This is a genomic window from Clostridioides sp. ES-W-0018-02, assembly GCF_020658175.1.
Taxonomy (GTDB): Bacteria; Bacillota; Clostridia; order Peptostreptococcales; family Peptostreptococcaceae; genus Clostridioides.
In genome coordinates this window covers 253010-273897 of record NZ_JACVVY010000002.1, presented here as the reverse complement: position 1 = coordinate 273897, position 20888 = coordinate 253010, and the positions used below count along the sequence as shown (strand labels likewise).

The 20888-nt window shown below is 30.7% G+C and carries 16 protein-coding genes; 1 reads left to right on the top strand and 15 read right to left on the bottom strand.

The window, feature by feature from the left end; translation table 11 throughout:
• Positions 1-28: 28 nt before the first annotated feature.
• From lpdA to IC219_RS07600, 11 genes are all read right to left on the bottom strand, one after another.
• Positions 29-1414, bottom strand: coding sequence for a dihydrolipoyl dehydrogenase (gene lpdA, locus IC219_RS07650; RefSeq protein WP_227433447.1), 1386 nt, complete (start codon positions 1412-1414; stop codon positions 29-31).
• A 41-nt stretch (positions 1415-1455) separates the two neighbouring features.
• Positions 1456-2337 (bottom strand): methylenetetrahydrofolate reductase, encoded by an 882-nt coding sequence (locus IC219_RS07645; RefSeq protein ID WP_003432262.1) that lies wholly within the window; start codon positions 2335-2337, stop codon positions 1456-1458.
• 35 nt (positions 2338-2372) lie between these two features.
• On the bottom strand, positions 2373-3047 hold the full coding sequence (locus IC219_RS07640; RefSeq protein ID WP_227433448.1) for a methylenetetrahydrofolate reductase C-terminal domain-containing protein: 675 nt from the start codon (positions 3045-3047) through the stop codon (positions 2373-2375).
• Between the two features lie 35 nt (positions 3048-3082).
• A complete protein-coding gene (locus IC219_RS07635; protein ID WP_227831286.1) occupies positions 3083-3955 on the bottom strand; it encodes a tetrahydrofolate dehydrogenase/cyclohydrolase catalytic domain-containing protein in 873 nt (290 codons plus the stop codon).
• 91 nt (positions 3956-4046) lie between these two features.
• Positions 4047-4679, bottom strand: a complete 633-nt coding sequence (locus IC219_RS07630; RefSeq protein ID WP_227433450.1) for a cyclodeaminase/cyclohydrolase family protein — start codon at positions 4677-4679, stop codon at positions 4047-4049.
• Between the two features lie 84 nt (positions 4680-4763).
• Positions 4764-6440, bottom strand: a complete 1677-nt coding sequence (locus IC219_RS07625; protein ID WP_227433451.1) for a formate--tetrahydrofolate ligase — start codon at positions 6438-6440, stop codon at positions 4764-4766.
• A 241-nt stretch (positions 6441-6681) separates the two neighbouring features.
• A complete protein-coding gene (locus IC219_RS07620; RefSeq protein WP_227433452.1) occupies positions 6682-7461 on the bottom strand; it encodes an AAA family ATPase in 780 nt (259 codons plus the stop codon).
• Between the two features lie 300 nt (positions 7462-7761).
• Positions 7762-9681, bottom strand: coding sequence for an anaerobic carbon-monoxide dehydrogenase catalytic subunit (gene cooS / locus IC219_RS07615; protein ID WP_227433453.1), 1920 nt, complete (start codon positions 9679-9681; stop codon positions 7762-7764).
• 611 nt (positions 9682-10292) lie between these two features.
• On the bottom strand, positions 10293-11204 hold the full coding sequence (locus tag IC219_RS07610; RefSeq protein WP_227433454.1) for a bifunctional enoyl-CoA hydratase/phosphate acetyltransferase: 912 nt from the start codon (positions 11202-11204) through the stop codon (positions 10293-10295).
• A gap of 336 nt (positions 11205-11540) precedes the next feature.
• Positions 11541-12683 (bottom strand): tetratricopeptide repeat protein, encoded by a 1143-nt coding sequence (locus tag IC219_RS07605; RefSeq protein ID WP_227831287.1) that lies wholly within the window; start codon positions 12681-12683, stop codon positions 11541-11543.
• Positions 12684-12700: 17 nt separating this feature from the next.
• The gene (locus IC219_RS07600; RefSeq protein ID WP_227433456.1) at positions 12701-14455 is read right to left on the bottom strand and encodes a B12-binding domain-containing radical SAM protein; all 1755 of its coding nucleotides are present in this window, start codon (positions 14453-14455) and stop codon (positions 12701-12703) included.
• A 134-nt stretch (positions 14456-14589) separates the two neighbouring features.
• Between IC219_RS07600 and IC219_RS07595 the strand changes: the two genes are divergently transcribed.
• Positions 14590-14796 (top strand): hypothetical protein, encoded by a 207-nt coding sequence (locus IC219_RS07595; RefSeq protein WP_227433457.1) that lies wholly within the window; start codon positions 14590-14592, stop codon positions 14794-14796.
• Between the two features lie 4 nt (positions 14797-14800).
• Here the strand turns inward: IC219_RS07595 and IC219_RS07590 are convergent, their stop codons facing one another.
• The 4 genes from IC219_RS07590 to IC219_RS07575 all read right to left on the bottom strand — a co-directional run bounded on the left by IC219_RS07590 (position 14801) and on the right by IC219_RS07575 (position 20671).
• Positions 14801-15724, bottom strand: a complete 924-nt coding sequence (locus IC219_RS07590) for a hypothetical protein (RefSeq protein ID WP_227483007.1) — start codon at positions 15722-15724, stop codon at positions 14801-14803.
• Positions 15725-15976: 252 nt separating this feature from the next.
• On the bottom strand, positions 15977-17677 hold the full coding sequence (argS, locus tag IC219_RS07585; protein WP_227433459.1) for an arginine--tRNA ligase: 1701 nt from the start codon (positions 17675-17677) through the stop codon (positions 15977-15979).
• Positions 17678-17854: 177 nt separating this feature from the next.
• A complete protein-coding gene (locus IC219_RS07580) occupies positions 17855-18271 on the bottom strand; it encodes a DUF523 domain-containing protein (protein WP_227433460.1) in 417 nt (138 codons plus the stop codon).
• A gap of 21 nt (positions 18272-18292) precedes the next feature.
• A complete protein-coding gene (locus tag IC219_RS07575; RefSeq protein WP_227483008.1) occupies positions 18293-20671 on the bottom strand; it encodes an endonuclease MutS2 in 2379 nt (792 codons plus the stop codon).
• Between the last annotated feature and the right edge of the window lie 217 nt (positions 20672-20888).

The following is a 20888-nucleotide window of genomic DNA, read 5'->3' as shown; positions in this document are numbered from 1 at the left end:
ACAGAGCCTTATGTACTCTGTTTACTTATTATAATTTAGGTACAGAATGAACACATTCTCCATGTACATCATGAAGTGCTTCCATTAGTCCTTCAGATAAACTTGGATGTGGATGTATTGCATCCCCTACTTGTTCTACAGTTAATCCTAGATGAACAGCAAGTGATAACTCTGTTAATAAATCTGTAGCATGAGGACCTACTACTGCTGCACCTATTATTTTATCTGTTTCTTTATCAGCTATTATTTTTACAAATCCTTGGAAATGTCCTATAGCCTGTGCTTTTCCAAGTCCTCTAAAATCAAATTGACCTACATTGTATTCTACACCTTCAGCTTCAAGTTGTTTTTCAGTTTTACCAACACCAGCAACTTCAGGTTCAGTATAAACACATCTTGGAATTGCTCTATAATCTACTACTTTAGTTTTTCCTAAAGCATTTTCAACTGCAACAATACCTTCTTTAGAAGCAACATGTGCTAAGAAAGGAGTATCTATTATATCACCTATTGCATATATACCTTCTACATTAGTTTCAAGATGCTCATTAACTACTACTTTTCCTCTTTCCATTTCAATTCCTATATCTTCTACTCCAGAATTATCAAGGTTAGGTCTTCTACCAACACATACTAATGCATATTGTGCTTCTATAACCTTTCCATTAGAAAGAGTTGCAACAGCTTTACCATCAACTACTTCACAAGTTTGTACTCCAATACCTGTAATAACTTTAATCTTATCTTTCTTAAATTGTCTAAGTAGTTGTTTTGCTACATCTTTATCTTCATTTAATAGTATCTGGTCAACCATTTCAACTATAGTTACTTCTGTTCCTAAGGCTCTAAAGAATTGCCCTATTTCACATCCTATAACTCCACCACCTACTATTAACATAGATTCAGGTATATCTTCAAGTCCAAGAACTTCATCACTAGTTATTACAATCTTTCCATCATATGGGAACATTCTTGGTACAACTGGAACAGAACCATTAGCTAGTATTATCTTATCAGCTTTTATAGATTCTACTGTTCCATCATCTTTTGTTACTTCTATAGTATTTTTATCAATTAATTTTCCAAAACCATTAACTAGTTTTACTCCTCTTTTCTCAAATAGGAATTCTATACCACTTATTAATTGATTTACAACTTTATTTTTTCTTTCCATTATGGCAGTGAAATTTGGTGTAACTGTACCATCTATCTCTATACCAAAATCCTTTGCTTCCTTCACAGTATTTAATACCCCTGAAGAAGCAAGAAGTGCTTTAGTTGGTATACATCCTGCATTTAAGCAAGTTCCTCCAACTCTTCTTTTTTCAACAACTGTCACCTCTGCACCAAGCATAGAAGCTTTTATAGCTGCTACATATCCTCCTGGTCCACCACCTACTACTACTATTTTCATCCTTAATTCCCCCAAACCTTATAATCTACAATCTTGTAATACTATAAACCTGCGGCATCTAGTATAGCAGGTATATTTTCTTCTGCCCCAATTGCCATTATATGAACACCATCACATAAATCTTCTTCTTTTAATTGTTTGATAAGTTCTCCTGCCATTTTTATTCCTTCACTTACCCAGTTTTCTTTTCCAGCTGCTCTTAATCTTTCGATTTGTTCATCTGGCACAAATATTCCTGGTACATTTGCAGTCATAAATTTAGCCATTCCTGGAGATTTTAAAGGTACTATCCCTGCCAATACCTTGCAATCCATATCTCTTGTTAGTTCTCTAAACTTTCTCATTGTATTTATGTCATAAAGTGCTTGAGTTTGGAAAAATTTAGCTCCAGCTTTTATTTTCTTTTGCATTTTTAATAATTGAACTTCTATTGGAGAATATTCTGGAGTTACTGATGCTCCTAGATAAAAATCTGGAGAACCTTTTAATTTATTACCAGCCATATCCGTACCTGCCATTAGAGTTTCAGCAGTTTGAAGTATCCCTACAGAGTCTAAATCAAATACACCTTTAGCTTGTGGATGGTCTCCTACGCTAGTATGGTCTCCTGTTAATGCCAACAAGTTGTTTATCCCAAATACACCTGCTGACAACATTTCTCCTTGTATAGCTATTCTATTTCTATCTCTCCCTGTTATTTGAATCACTGGCTCTAATCCAGCATCTTTTAGTAATTTACATGTAGCAAGAGAAGTTGCTCTCATAACTGCTGATTGAAAGTCTGTCACATTTGCTGCATGAACTCTTCCAACTAACGGCTTTGCACATTCAATTAAATGTGAAAGGTCAGTCCCTTTTGGAGGAGCCATCTCAGTAGTAACTGCAAATTTTCCACTCTCTAATGTTTCTCTTAATAAGCTCATCTCTAATCCCCCTTTTAACCTTCTAAAAAAAACTTTTATGAATTGGCTGTTGCTTCTTTCTTTTTCTTTGCACTTAAGCTTCTTGGATTATTTTGCTTAGAATAGTCTTTTGGCGGTCTTATTTCTGCTAAATTATCTAATTGCCCTATAGATTCCAATCTTTCATATATTTTTATCCAAGCACAATCATTTTCTGGATTTACTTCGCATTTACCATTTTTAGCTCCACCACAAGCCCCATTCATAAGACCTTTAGCACACATAGTTACTGGACATATTCCACCTGTCCAACCAAGTTCACAGTCTCCACAAGCCTTACAGGCTTCCTCATATTCTCCAACCCTTTGTACTTCCCCTATAAACAAAGTGTTGTTAGCAGGATAAACTGGTTTATTTTTTAGGTTTTTAACTATTGTTTGTGTCCCATCTCCACATGCTAAAGATAAAACTGCATCAGCTTCTTTAGTTTCTTCTTTTAGAGCCTTTAAGTCCTTTTTAGACTTTAAAAGGTTACAAGCAGGATCAAGCATTACATATCCTAAGATTTTTTTGCCCTCACCTTCAAGAGTTTCCTTCATTTTTAGAACTTCTTCTTCTCCACCACTCTTACAAGTCGCTGCACATTGATTACAACCAACTAAAACTAGCTTGTCAAAATTCTTTAAGTACCCTAGCACTTCTTCCAATGGTTTATTTTCAGAAATTATCATATCTACTTCCCCCCTAAACCTTCCACAATATCTATCTATTTATTGTTTTGCAACTTACAAGCTTTAACTACGTGTTTTGCAAGTATAGATGTTGTAACTGAACCAACCCCCGCTGGAACTGGAGTTATCATCGATACTTTATTTAAAACTGCATTTGTATCAACATCTCCACATAAATTTCCTTCTTCATCAACATTTATACCAACGTCTATAACTACTGCTCCATCTTTCACAAAACTTTCATCTACCATCTTAGCTCTACCAATAGCTGCTATCAATATGTCCGCTTCTGCAGCTACATCTGATAAGTTTTTAGTCTTTGAATGGCATATTGTAACAGTTGCATGTTCACTTAATAAAAGCATTGATACTGGCTTCCCAACTACCATTGATCTTCCAAGAACTGTTACCTTACTTCCTTTTAAATCAACATTATAATGTTTTAATATTTCTACTACTGCTGTAGGAGTACATGGTGGGAATCCACTCTTATCTCCTTCCATGACTTTAGCAGAGTTTATTGGGCTAAAACAATCTACATCTTTTTCTGGTGCAATGACATATTTTATAACTTCTTCATTTAAGTGTTTTGGAAGTGGTCTAAAACATAATATACCATTAACATCCTTGTCATCATTAACTTTCTTTAAAACATCAATATATTCTTCTTGAGTTATATCTTCAGCTAATTCCAACACTTCAGTTGTTATACCAATGTTTTGACATCTTTTTAGTGCTCCTCTTTCATATGATAAATCATCGCTTCTTGCTCCAACTCTAACTATTGTTAGCTTAGGATTTATACCTTCTTTAACTAGTAACTCGACTTCTTTTATTAAGTCTTCACTAATCTTATCAGCTACAGGTTTTCCTTTTATAATCTGTCCTTTAGTTGACATTACTTCCATATATTCACAACTCCCCTACAAGCAAACTTAAATTAATTTATTCTATATACCACATATTAATAACATAGTATCTACTTTCGTCATTTAAAAATTATTTACCAAGCGCTTTTTCAACTTTAGCATAAACTTCATCACAAGTTTTAACGCCATCTTCAACTAATTTATCTACTTCTGTTTTTACTTTACTAACATACTCTTGATCTTGTATAGAATTTATATTTATAACTACATTTAATTGTCCACCAAGTATAGCAGCTCTTAAACATTGAACCCCTACACCAACGTCGCTTATAGCAAGTCTTGAACCTTTATCAACTAAATCTTCATGTAACTTAATAGCTTCATAACAAACTCTTACTATATTTAATGGTACTTCACAAGCAACTTTTAGCGCTTTTTCCATTGTTTCTGCTTTTATTCTTTTTTCCTCTTCTGTTTCTTTAGGAAGCCCATAAGCTTTTGATAATGGTAAGAAACATTCTGCATCATCATCTATCATTTTTAATAAATCTTTTTCTAATTTTCCTGCTTTATTTAATATATCTTTTACACTTTCTTCATACTCAGCATACTTTTTCTTTCCTATTGTAAGATTGCATACCATACTCCCTAAAGCCATACCAATTGCACCAACTAGTGCGGCAGCTCCCCCGCCACCTGGTACTGCTTCTTTAGAAGATAGTACTTCTACAAAATCAACACAAGTTTTATCTGCTATTTTCATGATAATCCTCCTTAAAAGGATGTAGGAAAATATCCTAAATTATCTTAGAGATATTTCCTACTCTTTATTTATAAATTAATACACTTAGAATAATCCAGCTATTACTCCATTTTCATCAACATCTATTTTTTCTGCTGCTGGAACTTTTGGTAATCCTGGCATTTTCATTATTTCTCCAGTAAGTGCAACTATAAATCCAGCTCCTGCTGAAATTGATGCTTGTCTTACAGTTATTCTAAATCCTGTTGGTCTACCTAATTTAGTTTGGTCATCAGTTAAAGAATATTGAGTTTTAGCCATACATACTGGAACTTTAGTAAATCCAAGTTTTTCTAAGTTAGCTATTTCTTTATCAGCTTCTGGAGTATAATCTACACCATCTGCTCCATAAATCTTAGTAGCTATAGCATTTATCTTATCTTTTATAGATAAATCATCTTCATAGCAGAATCTAAAATTATTTTCTTCTTCATCTAATAATCTTAAAACTTCTTTAGCTACTGCAATTCCACCTTCTCCACCTTTTGCCCATACTTCAGAAAGAGCAACATTAACGCCTAATTCTTTACACTTGTCTTCAACAAGTTTAAGTTCAGCTTCAGTATCAAGTGGGAATCTGTTTATTGCAACAACTGCTGGTAATCCATATACTTGAGTTATGTTTTCAACATGTTTTAATAAGTTTGGAAGTCCTTTTTCAAGAGCTTCTAGATTTTCTTCGTTTAAGTCTGCTTTAGCAACTCCACCATTGTATTTTAATGCTCTTACAGTAGCAACTATTATAACAGCATCTGGTTTTAAGTTTGCCATTCTACATTTTATATCTAAGAATTTTTCTGCTCCAAGGTCAGCACCGAAACCAGCCTCAGTTATTACATAATCTGCAAAGTGCATAGCCATTCTTGTAGCTATAACAGAGTTACATCCATGAGCTATATTTGCAAATGGTCCACCATGTACAAATGATGGTGTTCCTTCAAGAGTTTGAACTAGGTTTGGTTTTAAAGCATCTTTTAATAATGCAGCCATAGCACCATTAGCTTTTAATTGTCTAGCTGTTACAGGTGCACCTTCGTAGCTATATCCAACTATTATGTTTCCTAATCTTTCTTTTAAGTCAGCTATATCACTTGCCAAACAGAACGCTGCCATTATTTCAGAAGCAACAGTTATATCAAATCCATCTTGTCTAACTGCTCCATCGCCTTTTTTACCCATACCATCAACGATATTTCTAAGTTGTCTATCGTTCATGTCTACACATCTTCTCCAAGTTATTTTCTTAGGGTCTATTCTAAGTTCATTTCCTTGATGAATATGATTGTCAAGCATAGCAGCTAAAAGGTTATTAGCAGCTCCTATAGCATGAAAGTCTCCTGTGAAGTGTAAATTTATATCTTCCATAGGAACAACTTGTGCATATCCTCCACCAGCTGCCCCACCTTTAACACCAAATACTGGTCCTAGAGATGGTTCTCTTAAAGCAACTAATACATTTTTATCTAATTTTGCAAATGCATCAGCAACACCGATAGTAGTAGTAGTTTTTCCTTCACCTGCTGGAGTTGGGTTTATAGCTGTAGTTAATATTAACTTGGCTTTTTTCCCAGTTTCTCTTTTTAGTAGATTGTAGTCAACTTTGGCTTTGTATTTACCATATAGTTCTACATCTTCTTCACCTAGTCCTAATTTTTTTGCAACCTCTCTAATATCTTGAGGTTTAGCTTCTTGAGCTATTTCAATGTCAGATTTAAATCCCATAACTGAATCTCCTCCCACAACCTAAATAGATTTAAAATATAATTTTTGTATAAATTGTATTAATATGTAAAAATTATATTTTATAAGATAATTATACATGTAAAATTGCTTAAAAACTAGCTACTAAGCTATTAAAATATCTTTAACTTAATAGCTAGTCATTTATCTAATTAATCATTTATTACCTATCTAATACCTATTTATTGCCTTTAACCAACAACCCAATTATAAATCAAAATTTCTATTTATCTTTAAGTGACATTAATTTCTCTTTTATTTCTTTAATTTGTGCCTTTGTTGTTTCACTAGAATCATATGGAGATTGATTAGCTCTATCAGAATCTATAACATCTTGATTGTAATAGATAAATCCTAAAGATTCCCCATCTTCTAAGTTTTGTATTATAAATTCTTCATCTTCTTTATTTCTGATTTTGTTACCTACAACAAATACCTTATTTACGCCTATATCATGACCAAGTTTTTTAACTTTTCTATATGTTTGGAGACTTCTTTCTCCTGGCTCTACAACTACTATAAAAGCATCTACACCTTGAGCTGTTCCTCTTCCTAAGTGTTCAATTCCAGCTTCCATATCCATAACAACTACATCTTTATTTTGTAGTATTAAGTGTGAACAGAGTCTTTTTAAAAGAACGTGCTCTGGACATACACATCCAGTGCCACCAGAATCCACTGTTCCTAATGTAAGTAATCTCACTCCGTTGTATTCTTTACAGAAATTTTCAGGTATATCGTCTACTTTAGGATTCATCTTAAACATTTTTCCAAATGAACCTACAGAAGCAGCTGTTCTATCTGAAACTAACTTTTTCATTTCTGATATAGGTACTATTGATTCATATACTTCTTTTGGAAAACCTAGTGCTAAAGCTAAATTAGCATCAGGATCGGCATCAACAGCAACAACTCTGTATCCGTCTTCAGCAAACATCCTAGAGAGCATTGAAGAAAAAGTCGTTTTACCTACTCCACCTTTACCTGTTATTGCTATCTTCATAATCCCTACCACCTTTATTACTATTTGCTTTTTATTTTATTTATGTTTTAGTGTAGTTATCTATTTTTTAAACACTAAAAATAAACTACAGCTAGTCCTTACAGGAACCAATTACATTTACCCTACTAGCTTTTCAAAGCAGCATGTATAGTTTTAGTATTCTTCATTATATTGTTTATATTTTATTTATTCAGTATATTCATTGTATTTTGATGTTCTTTTCTTTAATATTTGACTTCATTCAACTATAAAACCTTTATTTAGATATAAAATCGTTTTTTCTAAGGCTTTAGCCATTTTCTAAGCTTCTGCTTCAACACCCATTTTTTCTTCAACTAATGCTTCGAAGTGAACACGTTTCTTTTCTATATCTTCTATTATTGTAGCTGCTAACTCTTTTGGATTTGTATTTACAGTAAATGTTGCACCAACTTTATCTTTTAATTCGCTAGTTAATATATCTACTGCTCTTGAAGAACCAGCTATTGGAGGCATTATTCCTAAGTAAGTGTCTATACCAGAAGCTACAACATAGCATCCTATAGCAACTGCTTTTTCTGACATCCACTCTGGAGCTATACCTACAACTGGAAGGTCACACATATCCATATCTAAGTAATTAGCTGCTGCTCCAACTAAATCTAATATACGGCTTATATCAACGCAAGAACCCATATGTAGTACTGGTGGGATTCCTACTAATTTACAGACAGTTGCAAGACCTTTACCTGCATATTTTTCAGCTGCATCAGTTTCCATTAAACCAAATTTAGCTGCTGCTGAAGCACCACATCCTGTAGTAACTACTATTATGTCGTTTTTAATTAATTCTTTCATTATTGTTACGTGAGCCTCATTTGAAACTCCTTTAGCATTGTTACATCCAACTACACCAGCTGCTCCTCTTAATACTCCAGATTTTAAACAGTCTGTTAATGGCTTAACTGTTCCTGCTGGATCTATATGAGAGTTTACAACTCTGTCTAATTGATTTACTACTGCTTCTACACTATACCCAACTGTTGCCCCTGATTTTAATTCAGGTATAAGTACTTTTGATTTATCTCTATTTTTAAAGTTTAAGATAGCTTCTTTAACTATTGATTTAGCATCATCAAGAGCTTGTTCTTCTCTAAATTCAATATAAGTTGAACCTGTTATTTTAGCTTTTGGAGAAGTTGTTACAAATTTAGTGTGGTAACAATCTGCTACTCTAGCTAGTGCAGGGAATATACATTGAACGTCAACTATTACAGCCTCAACTGCTCCAGTTACTATTGCAAGTTCTTGTTGATGGAAGTCTCCTGCTATTCTTACACCATGTCTCATTGTAATTTCATTACCTGTACAACACATACCAGCTAAGTTTATTCCATCTGCTCCAACTTCTTTAGCTAAAGCTATTAAGTCTGGTTCTTCTGCAGCTAAAACTATCATTTCTGATAATGCTGGCTCATGTCCATGTAATATTATATTAACTTTATTTTCTTCTAATACTGCTAAGTTAGCTTCTGTTCTTCTTGGTACTGGAGTTCCAAATAAGATATCGCTTAAACGAGTACCTATCATAGAACCACCCCAACCATCAGCCATAGAAGTTCTTAGACTCATGTGTATTAAACTATCTATATCACCAGTACAACCTATATGAGTAGAGTGCATTATTGTTGCAATTTCTCTATCTATAGCTCTTGGTTCTATAGCATATTCTTTCCATATTTTTTGTCTTGGTTCTGGTGCATTTTTTATAAATCTTAATGTCCCAAAAGGTTTACCAAATTCCATTAATGCAATTTCTGCCACTTCATGTGCTACATCATAGATATCTCTACCTTCTGTTTCTACATCCCATTCTTTAGCTAAAGTAATTAATTTAGCTTCGTCTCTTATTTTATAGTTTCCATTTGGATCAGCTAATGCTAATGTATGTGCTATATCTCTAGCATGGTCTGAATGGGCAGCTGTCCCACCAGCAACCATTCTTGCAAAGTTTCTACCTACTATAGTGTGTTCGTCTGCTCCACATAACCCTCTTGGAGTTTTAGGACTTATTCTACATGGTCCCATTCCACATATTCTACAGCAAACCCCTTGAAGACCAAAACCACATTGTGCTTTAAAGCCTTCTTTTCTATCATACATTGTTTCTACGCCTTCTTCTCTAGCTTTTGCTATCATCTTCTGGCTGTTTAAATCAATTGTTAACATTTTTTCATCCATATTCCTATCCCCTTTTTTTGATTTTTAAAATCCCCCAGGTGACTGACTTCATGTCATAAAATAATAAAATAAATGCTTTCTAAGTTGATTATATACTAATTTTCAGCACTTTGCTTTAGATTTAAATATTTTTTTAACAAAATTAGATAATACATAAAAATTTTATTTTTAATACCTAATTTAAGTTAATTTAACTACTCATTTTTGGCTATTTTTTAATACTTGAGCCTACTTTTTTGATACTTTAGTTTAATTAAATTATGTTTTGATTTTTTTAAATCAATTTTGAATTATTTCTAGTCAATTTTTTGATATTATATCTTATTTGTGTGTTTATTATTTCTCACTACTTTTTTGGACTTGTTACAGATTTTTACTCCCTATACCATAATTAGTAAAAACTTCTTAGAATAGCATTTTTTGGACTAATTTTTTGAAATTTTTTTATTTTTCTTACTTTAATATTAATTATAGCTTCAAATTGAACATTTGTATATATTCATTTGAAGCTATAATTATTTTTTATATAAAATTTTTTTAATATTGCATTAATTTAGATATTATGACTACATTTTATCTTTTAACGCATTTATTTTACACACTTAATGTTTTTATTTCATACTTTTAGCTACAATAGCTCCATACGCAATAGAGTACAATTTAGATTCATGTGAATCAGCTCTTGATACTAAAACTATAGGAGCTTTTGCGCCCATAATTATACCTGCTGATTTAGAATCTGCCATGTATGTAAAGGCTTTTCCTATGCCATTACCAACTTCTATTGTTGGAACCAACATAATATCTACATCTCCAGATACTTCACTTTTAAATCCTTTTATCTCACTAGCTTCTTTTGAAACTGCTAAGTCAAAAGCTAAAGGACCTTCTACAATTACATTATCTCCAAATTCTCCTGCTTGACAAGCTTTTGCTAGCATATCTGCATCTACAGTAGCTTGCATTTTAGGATTTACTTTTTCCTTAGCTGCTAAGCATGCAACTTTTACAGTTTCCATACCTAAAGCTTTTGCTGCTTTTATAGAATTTTTTAATATCTTTGCCTTTTGTTCATAGTCAGGAGCTATATTCATTCCTCCATCTGTAGTTATCAATAGCTTATGGTATCTTTCTAACTCATATACCATAACATGACTTAATAAACTATCAGTTCTAAGACCATAATCTTTATTTAACACTTCTTTCAAGATAACGGATGTATCTAATAAACCTTTCATTACAAAATCAGCTTCTTTACTTGATACTAATTTAACTGCTATTTCAGCACAGTCTTTAATATCATCCTTGTCAATAATTTTAATTCCACCCAAATCAAATTCTATTTCTTTTGATATTTCTCTTATCTTTCCTTCATTTCCAACCAATATAGGAGTAATTATATTTCTTTCTACAGCATCCTTTATAGCCATTAAAACTTCTTTATCGTGAGCTGCTGCTACAGAAAGTACTATTTTTTCTCCTCCTTTAAGCTGCTCTAAAATATCATCTAATTTCTTTATCAAAAGTAACCCCTCCCTTATATATATTTAACTAAATAATACCATATTTGATATGTCTTTTATCAATTTATTTTTTATGTTACAAAAAATTTGTACAACTAAAATCTGCTTTAATATTTAATTATTATAAATTCAAGATACTTATGAAATATAATATTACAAATAGTAAATAAGAGTAAAAATACTTAGACAAAGTAAATAAAAAAAGTGGTACAACATAATAAATGTTCTACCACTCTTAATTAATAAAATTTAATAGCATCAGATAAAACTCGCTAGCATCAAGTCCAACCTAATAAAGTAAAACCTAATAGAATCTAATACAATCTAATAACATTCTTACTTATTTATACCAAGCTCTTTTAAACAAGCAATCGTAATCTCATCCTGTGGATTTAATTCATAAGCTCTTTCTATATAGTAAGTTGCATCATCAATTTCACCATTGTTTAAGTAAGCCATACCTAAATTACAAAGAATTTCTGGGTCCTCTTTTATCTTAGCAGCTTGCTCAAAATGCTCTATTGCTTTATCTAAATTATATTTAGAAGCTTCACAAAGCCCTAATTCAACTATAGCATCTACTTGCTTAGGTTTTATTACTAATATCTTCTCAAAATACATCTTAGCCTGCTCTATTTCGCCCATACCCTTATATCCTAGCCCTATCATAAACAGCAAATTCCACCAATCCATATGTTCTTCTTCCAGTGGCAGTAATTTTTCTAATCCCTCTTTAAACTTACCATGGAATATAAGTGTATATCCTTCTTCATACTGTACTTTAAAATCCATCTTTCCTAAATTTTCTTGTATCTCAGCCACTAAGTCAGCATCTAAACCTAATCTTAATGCATCTTCCCATGTCAATTTAGTCTTCAAATATTGACCTTGATTATAATAATGATAACCTAAATGATAATAACCTAATGCAAAATCATTATCAATATCTATTATCTTTTCAAGTTTGCTCATTGCCTCAAGTAAAAATGCATTCATAGCCTTATCATCTAGGTCTTTTTGATATTGTTTTGCTATCTCTTGGCACACAATTGCATAATTATACATTGCATCTAAATCATCTGGATACATAGTTATAAATGCTTTTATATATATTAAAGAATCTGTATGCTCTCCAATCTCAAAGTATTTTCTAGACATGTATCCCATATATGCTTTTAAATCTAAGTTAATATCCTTAGACAAAGCATCTAAAAACTTTTCATATTCTCCATTATTTTTAAATTTACTATCTATACCAATTATATATATCATTGCATCTGCTATAGACATTGAGTTTAACTTATCTTGAGCAGTTTTTTCTTTTATACCTTTTACTAGTACCTCATTTTTTATAGGTACATCTAGCCCACCTTTTGGCACATCATAACTCTTTAATTTAAATTCTCCACCATGCTTTATAGTTATAAAAGCTAGTTCTTCTGCCTTCTTCAGTAAATACTTTTCTATTTTAAAATCCATTGTTTCCTCCTAAATACTTAAATTTCTACTTTATGAGTTTTAGATTTCTCAAATATTTTTTTATCATCATATTCAAATAAGACTATATTTTCTTCTTCTCTTATTTCTGTATTTATATTATTTTTTAAATCCACAATATTAAATTTAAATGGTTCAAAATGAACATATTTTATTATATGTTTTGCTGGTTTATCAACAAAATTAGGTAGATATGTTGATAAGTTATCATTATCTTGTAAAAATACATGACATCTATTCTTAAAGTCATCCACATCTAACTTATTAAAAAACTGTGGTATATTTGATGTCTTACCTAGTGAAATGTAGTCATACTTTAATATATCATTAAATACATCATTGTCTATATTTATTTTTTCATTATAGAAATCCAGTAATATTTTGTATAATTGATTTTTCCCTTGTGCCAAGTCAAAATACCCATTTTCATCAAAGTACTTAGCAAAAGTTTCAAAAAATTTAAAAGGACTTTGTTTATAAAATTTGCCTATAATATATCTCATGGACAACACAAAGTTTTTAGAATTGTAGTATCTTTCAAGTACATCTTCTATATCCTTTAATTTCAATGTTTCTTCATAGCTTATATAATTATTGTATAAAAACTCATATGGAGCATAATCCTTATATTTAAATCCATGCTCATCTGCTACCTTTCTCATACCTGTACCCTTAATCATCTTTAAGAAACCTAATTGTAAGTGTTCTATCCCTAGATTAAATACATCATTAAATGAGTTCTCAAAGCTTTCATAATCCTCATAGGGAAGTCCTGCAATTAAGTCTAAATGTTGATGTATATTTCTATAAGATGCTACTGTCTGAACAACATGAGATAACTTTTTGAAATCATCTCTTCTTCCTACTGCATCAAGTGTTTTTTCATTTGTCGACTGTACTCCTATTTCAAACTGGAAAAGTCCTTCTTTACAGTCAGCCAAAAACTCTAGCATCTTGTCATCTATCAAATATGCTGTAACTTCAAAATGATAGGTTGTATATCCATTATCATTTTTCATAAGAAAATCCATAATTTCCATAGCTACTTTTTTATTTGCATTAAAAGTTCTATCAATAAATTTAATTTGTGAGACTCTTGCATCTATTAAAGCTTTTAAATCTCTTTTTATTCTATCTAAGCTGAAATATCTCAGACCAGGAATGGTAGAAGATAAGCAGTATTGACAGTTAAATGGACAACCTCTTGACGACTCATAATATACTATTCTATTTTCATATTCCTTTGGATTTAAATTTTCATAAGGACTAGGAATCTCGTCCAAATTTTGAAGAAGTTCCATAGGTTTATTTACTATTATCTCGCTTCCTTGTCTATATACCAATCCGTCTACACTTTTTATTTCTTTTTTTCCTTTAAGATGAAGCACTAAATCTCTAAAGATTAATTCTCCTTCTCCATAAAGTATATAATCTACAAAATCGTATTTCTTCATTGCCTCATAGCTATCATAACTCACTTCTGGCCCGCCCAAAGCTATTTTAGTATTTGGTCTAATTTTTTTTAGATTATCACAAAGTTTAACTATATCTCCTATATTCCAGATATATGTTGAGAATAAAATTATATCATATTCATTTTTGTATATATCTTTTAAAATATAATCTAAGTCATTGTTTATCGTATATTCTTTCATGTCAACTTCTATCAAATTCCTTACAAATTCTTTTAGGTATCTTATAGCTAAATTTGTATGAATAAACTTAGAATTCAACGTTGTTAATAAAATTTTCAAATATTTCTCACCTCTTTTTAATATTATACTGCTTTTTGTACCCCTTATAGGTTAAAATAGTATATGTAAAGTCTATATAACATTTATATAATTAGATTATTAATTTCAAGTAATGTGAGGAAAGGAAGTTTTTTATGGAATTAATTGAAAAAGTATCTATCAACTCTTTATCAAAAAGAGATTTACTGCTTATTATAAAGTCTCTTGAATACACTAATGAAAATACCCAGATTAGTGACTTTATCGACCTTAGAAATAATATAGTAAAAGAATTATGTTTCTTAACTGACACTAAAGAAAAAGATTTTTTGGATTACTTAGAAAAAAACAGTAATCTCTAGTAACCTAAACCTTTTTAAACTTTAATATATAAATACCTGATTTAGAATGTATCTTTATGCTTAATATATTATCACTAAAGGTTTTCGACATAACTGTTATTTGATTAAATATGGGGTCTATTGTAGTATCGCCTTCTTCAAGGCTTATAAGACTTCTTGGTTCTATTTTTTTATTATACATTTTAACCCCAATTTTATATTTTCTCAACTTAACAACATATTCTGACATAGAAAGAATAAAATCTATATTATCTTCGTTTAATTCAGTCTCTTCACCTAAAATAGATAATATAGATTTTTTCATGCTTTTAATTCCTTCATTTTCTACATTTCTGTCTTCTATATAAATATCATATAAAATATTTAAAACACTTGATAGAATACTTTCTTCATCATAATCTTCATATTTTAAATCAATATATTTATCAATTAATTGTATTGTGCCTATCCTTGCCATCTGAAACTTTACAATATCAGACTTGTCTAATTCTATAGAAAAACCTATTATCTTGTCTTTAATATTTTGTAGTAATTCGACATATTCAATTTTACTGTTATTTATAAGATTGTGCATAACAGAATTATATGCTACAGAACTTAATAAATAATCAAATAAGAATTCCTCTTTTCTAAAGTAACTCACATATTTTTTTATTAATTTAACAACCTCATCTTCACTTTTTTGAATATTAGTATTTGATAAAATTAATGGTAATAAAATATTTAAAAAATTGACATTACCTATTTTTTCTCCATAAAATCTGAAGTAAATAAGTTCATCTTTCAATCTCTTTTCGTCTATATATACACATCTTTGAGTTTTATCATCTATTAAGGATTTTGTATTTATTATAATTAAATCTTTAAGAGTCTTACTTCCATTATTAAAAGAAGATGTGTAGACTTTTTTTATTAATACGTCATTCATAAATATATCCTTTCTCAAAAACTTAATTTAAATATCCTGCTATTAAAAAAAAAGAGACAGCCCGTTAAGAAGCTGTCATATATAGGGGGATAGTAGTGTACAAAAATCATTGTAATCTACTATCTATATATTATTATACGATACTACTTTTTTATATGTAAAGCATCAGTTTTCGACATCCCTATATTCTACAGTTATACAAATTGCGTACTAAGTTCAATTTTATTCTTTTTATTTCAACATTTTGTTGTATTACATTCTTTCTGGAGCGTGCATTCCCAACAGCTTCAGAGAATTTTCTAAAGTTTGTTTTGTGGCTTGTACCAAAGCAAGTCTCGATTTTCTAATCTCTAAATTTTCCACTAAAATTGGATTGTCATGATAAAATTTATTAAACGCTTGAGCTAAATCTAGCATAAATCTTGTAACTATATGCGGTTCATTCTTCTTTAGAGCAAGTAAAATATTTTTATTAAATGACTCTATAACTCTAAGAACTTCTGCACTATCTTCATCAGCCAATAGACTATAATCTATATCAGAAGTGATTTCTTCTTTTGCTTTTCTTAAAACTGCACAACATCTAGCATGTGTATATTGAACATATGGCCCAGTCTCTCCATCAAAGCTTAATGTTCTTTCCCATGAGAAAGTATAGTCTTTTATTCTACTATTAGATAGTTCTTGGAATACTACAGCTCCAACACCTACTTGTTTAGATATTTCATCTACATTTTTAGCATCTGGGTTTTTAGTTAGTATAATATCCTTAGTTTTATCTATAGCTTGATTTAATGCATCTTCTAAAAATACAACTCTTCCTTTTCTAGTTGACATAGTCCCTTCTTCAAGAGCTACCATACCAAATCCAACATGCACTAAGTCTTTTGCCCATTCATATCCCATAAGTTCAATTACTTTAAACCATTGTTGGAAATGTAGGTTTTGTTGAGAACCAACTACATATATACACTTATCAAAATCATAAGTTTCTTTTCTATATATTGCTGCAGCTAAATCTCTTGTCATATATAATGTTGAGCCATCATTCTTAGTAATAAGAGCTGGTGGCATCTTATATTCTTCTAAATCAACGATTCTTGCACCTTTAGACTCTTGTAAAAGATTTTTCTCTTCTAACAACTCTATTACTCTGTCCATCTTATCAGAATAGAAACTTTCACCTGCTAAAGAATCAAATTCTATATCTAAAAGTTTATATACTCTACTAAATTCTTTTAGACTTTCATCTCTAAACCATTGCCATAATTCTTTTGCTTCTTCGTCACCATTTTCTAATTTAGTAAACCATGCTCTTGCTTCATCTTCCATTTCTGGATGTTGTTCTGCTTCCTCATGGAATCTTACATATAATTTTAATAATTCTGGGATTGGATTAGATTCTACTACTTCCTTTTCTCCCCACTTTTTAAAGGCCACTATTAACTTACCAAATTGAGTTCCATAGTCACCTAAATGATTTATTCTTATAGTTTTGTATCCTTGTGATTCATATATCTTATATAGAGCATTACCTATTACTGTAGTTCTTATATGCCCTATATGGAAAGGCTTTGCTATATTTGGAGAAGAGTATTCAACTATTACAGTTTTATCTTTTCCAAAATCACTGCGACCATAATTTTCTTTTTCATCTAATACTTTTTTGATTACAGTTTCTGCTAATTGAGATTTGTTTACAAAGAAATTCACATATCCGCCTAATTGTATTACTTTTGTTATCTCTCCACTAGCTTCTATACTCTCTGCTAATTCACTTGCTATCATGTTTGGAGCTTTTCTAAATACTTTAGCTAATTTAAAGCATGGAAAAGCATAGTCACCCATGTCCTTGTTTGGTGGAACTTCTATAAGTGCCTCTATCTCTTCTATCGACAGTTCTTCTATTTTCTCTTTAAGGCAATTTGATATTGCTACCTTGAAATCTTGCATCTTGTTGCTCCTCTCTACATTGTTCCTGGTTTATATTGTGCTTATCTCTTTATGTTAAATCAAATTTAGTGTTTTTTCAAGTATTTCATTACAGGGCAAAACACTTTAATAATTATGTTTTCTGTATATATTAAAAATACTATAATTACAGTTTTTATCTATACGATTATTGCTTTTCTATAAGTCTTTTTCACTCTTGACTTTTATTCCTTCTTCTTCCAGTAACTTTGCTGTGATACCTTTCCCTGGTATTTTTTTGCCTGAAAAACTACCATCATACACTAGATTACATCCACAAGAGGGGCTACCCTCTTTTAGTATTGCTTCGCTACATACATATAATCTTGCTATTTTTAGAGTTTCTTCAGCCCCTCTTACAAAGTTTTCTGTTACATCTTTATTATCTTCTTTTGTGATTACTTTTCCATCAACTATCTCAGCAGGAGGTCTTGGTGTAGATAAACCACCTAACTGTTCTGGACATACAAGAGTAAAATCTTTACCTTTTAGGTATTCTTTTACTTCTTCATTTTCATTATTATCGCCACTATATTTACAATTTATTCCTATTAAACATGCAGATACTAATATCATAAAAATGTGCTCCTATACAAATTATTTTAGTTTAACAATTGTTACTCCTGCTCCACCTTCTCCATACTGGCCACCTCTTTGTGATTTTACATGTCTATTTTTTCTTAAAATGTCTTGTAGTCCTGATTTTAGCACTCCTGTACCAATTCCATGTATTACTGTTACAGATTCTAGACCTGCTACATATGCATCATCTAGATATTTTTCGACTTCCATTATAGCTTCTTCTAAATTTAAACCTCTAAGGTCAACTTCACTTTTTATATTCCCAGATTTTGCCCTTATGATATTTCTTGTTGATTTAGTAACGTGTTTTGAAACATCCTTGTGAGATTTTTGTAAAGATTTAAAAGGTAGAGTCATCTTCATTATACCAATTTGCACTACTGCTTCTTTTCTCTTTTTGTCTACAGAAACCACACTACCATTTTGATTTAAAGTTATTACTCTAACTTCTTCCCCTGGTTTTAGGTCTTTTATTTCTTTACTTGAAACTTTTGGAACTATCATACTTTTTACTGTTGGTTGAAGACTTCCCATAGAACTAGTCAATTCTTTTCTAAGTTCTTCTATTTTACGATTTTTTTCTTTAGAAGCTCTTTCTTGTTCTAAACTTCTAAGTTCCTTTATTATAAGGTCTACTTCTTCCTTAGCTTGTCTTGTTATTGAAAATGCTTCTGATTTAGCCTTTTCAATCATCTTATCTCTTTGAGTAACTAATTTTTCAAGTTTTTCGTCGTATTCTACTTTTAGTCTTTCTATCTCTTCCTTCAATCTCTCAGCTTCTTCTCTATCTTCAATAGCTTTGATTCTGTTCTTTTCAACATTTTGTAATACATCTTCTAAAGCTATGTTATCTGTGTTTATATATTCTTTGGCACGTGAAATTACATAGTCACTAAGTCCAAGTTTTCTGGAAATCTCAAACGCATTTGATTTTCCAGGAACACCTATAAGTAACTTATATGTTGGACTTAAAGTTTCTATATCAAATTCAACTGCTGCATTTTCTACACCAGATTTAGTAAGAGCATAATTTTTAAGTTCACTATAGTGAGTAGTTGCTATACATTTCGCTCCTACAGAGTTTATATCTTCTAATACTGCTATTGCAAGTGCAGCTCCCTCAACAGGGTCTGTTCCTGCTCCTAATTCGTCAAATATAACTAAAGAGTCTGCTGTTACGGTTTTTAGTATTGATACTATATTTGTCATGTGAGATGAAAATGTAGATAAACTTTGCTCAATACTTTGTTCATCTCCTATATCTGCAAATACATTATCATATACACACATACTACTTCCATAATCAGCAGGTATGTGAAGTCCACTTTGTGTCATAAGTGCAAATAAACCTACAGTTTTTATTGTAACTGTTTTACCACCTGTATTTGGACCTGTTATTACCAATGTGTGGAAGTCTCTTCCTAAATAAATAGTATTTGCCACTACTTTTTTCTTATCTAATAGTGGATGTCTTCCATTTTTTATATTTAAATATTTATCCTCATTTAATGTAGGCTCTATACCTCTCATTTGTATAGAAAGTTTTCCTTTTGAAAATGCAAAGTCTAATCTTCCAAGTATCTCTTGATTGGATATCAAATCTTCACTTACTTCTCCAACCATTGCAGAAAGTTCTGATAAAATTCTCTCTATCTCTTCTTGCTCTCCTAATTTTAGCTGTCTTAACTCATTGTTCATCTCTACTATAGTCATTGGCTCTATAAAAAGTGTCGCACCAGAAGATGACTGGTCATGTACTATACCAGCTACTTGCGACCTATATTCAGATTTTACAGGTACTACAAATCTATCACCTCTTAGAGAAATTATGGCATCTTGTAAGTATTTTTGATAAGTAGTTGAACTTATTATTGAATTTAATTTAGACCTAATGGATTGATTTTTTTGAGCTATTCTTCTTCTGATATCTCTAAGTGTACTTGAAGCATTGTCAGATATTTCTACTTCACTTATTATCGCATTGTATATCTGTTCTTCTATATCTTTATATACATATAGAGAATTTGATAGAGATTGTATTATTGGATAATTAAAATCTTCTTCATCACTGCTAGATAGACTATTTTTTAATCTTCTAGCTACTCTTAAAGTATCCGCTATCATAATTAAACTTCCTGGGTCAAGAGATGCACCTATATAGGCTCTTTTAACCTTATCTTCTATATCATGAATACCATCCAAACCTACTGAACCTCTCTTTATAATAATTGATTGAGCTTCACTAGTTTCTTCTAGCATGGACTTTACTTCTACAAAATCAGTATTTGGAACTAAACTTTCTATATATTTTAGACCTAAAGAAGATGAGGCTTTCTTCTTTAATAAATCTATTATTTTATTGTATTCTAGAACTCTTAACGATTTCTCATTCATTTTTCTATATTCACCATCCTCAATATTTTAACTTTTTTCTTTAATATTTAAAATGTATGCTTTCCAAGCATTTTCAATAAAAACTGCAAGTTTTATTTCTTTTTTATTTCTAAATTTATTATATTTTTTCTCTTTTAGATATATTTTAAACATATTTTGTATTATACTATGTATGTAGCTATCTATATATTATACATAAACATGCTTTATTTGTAAT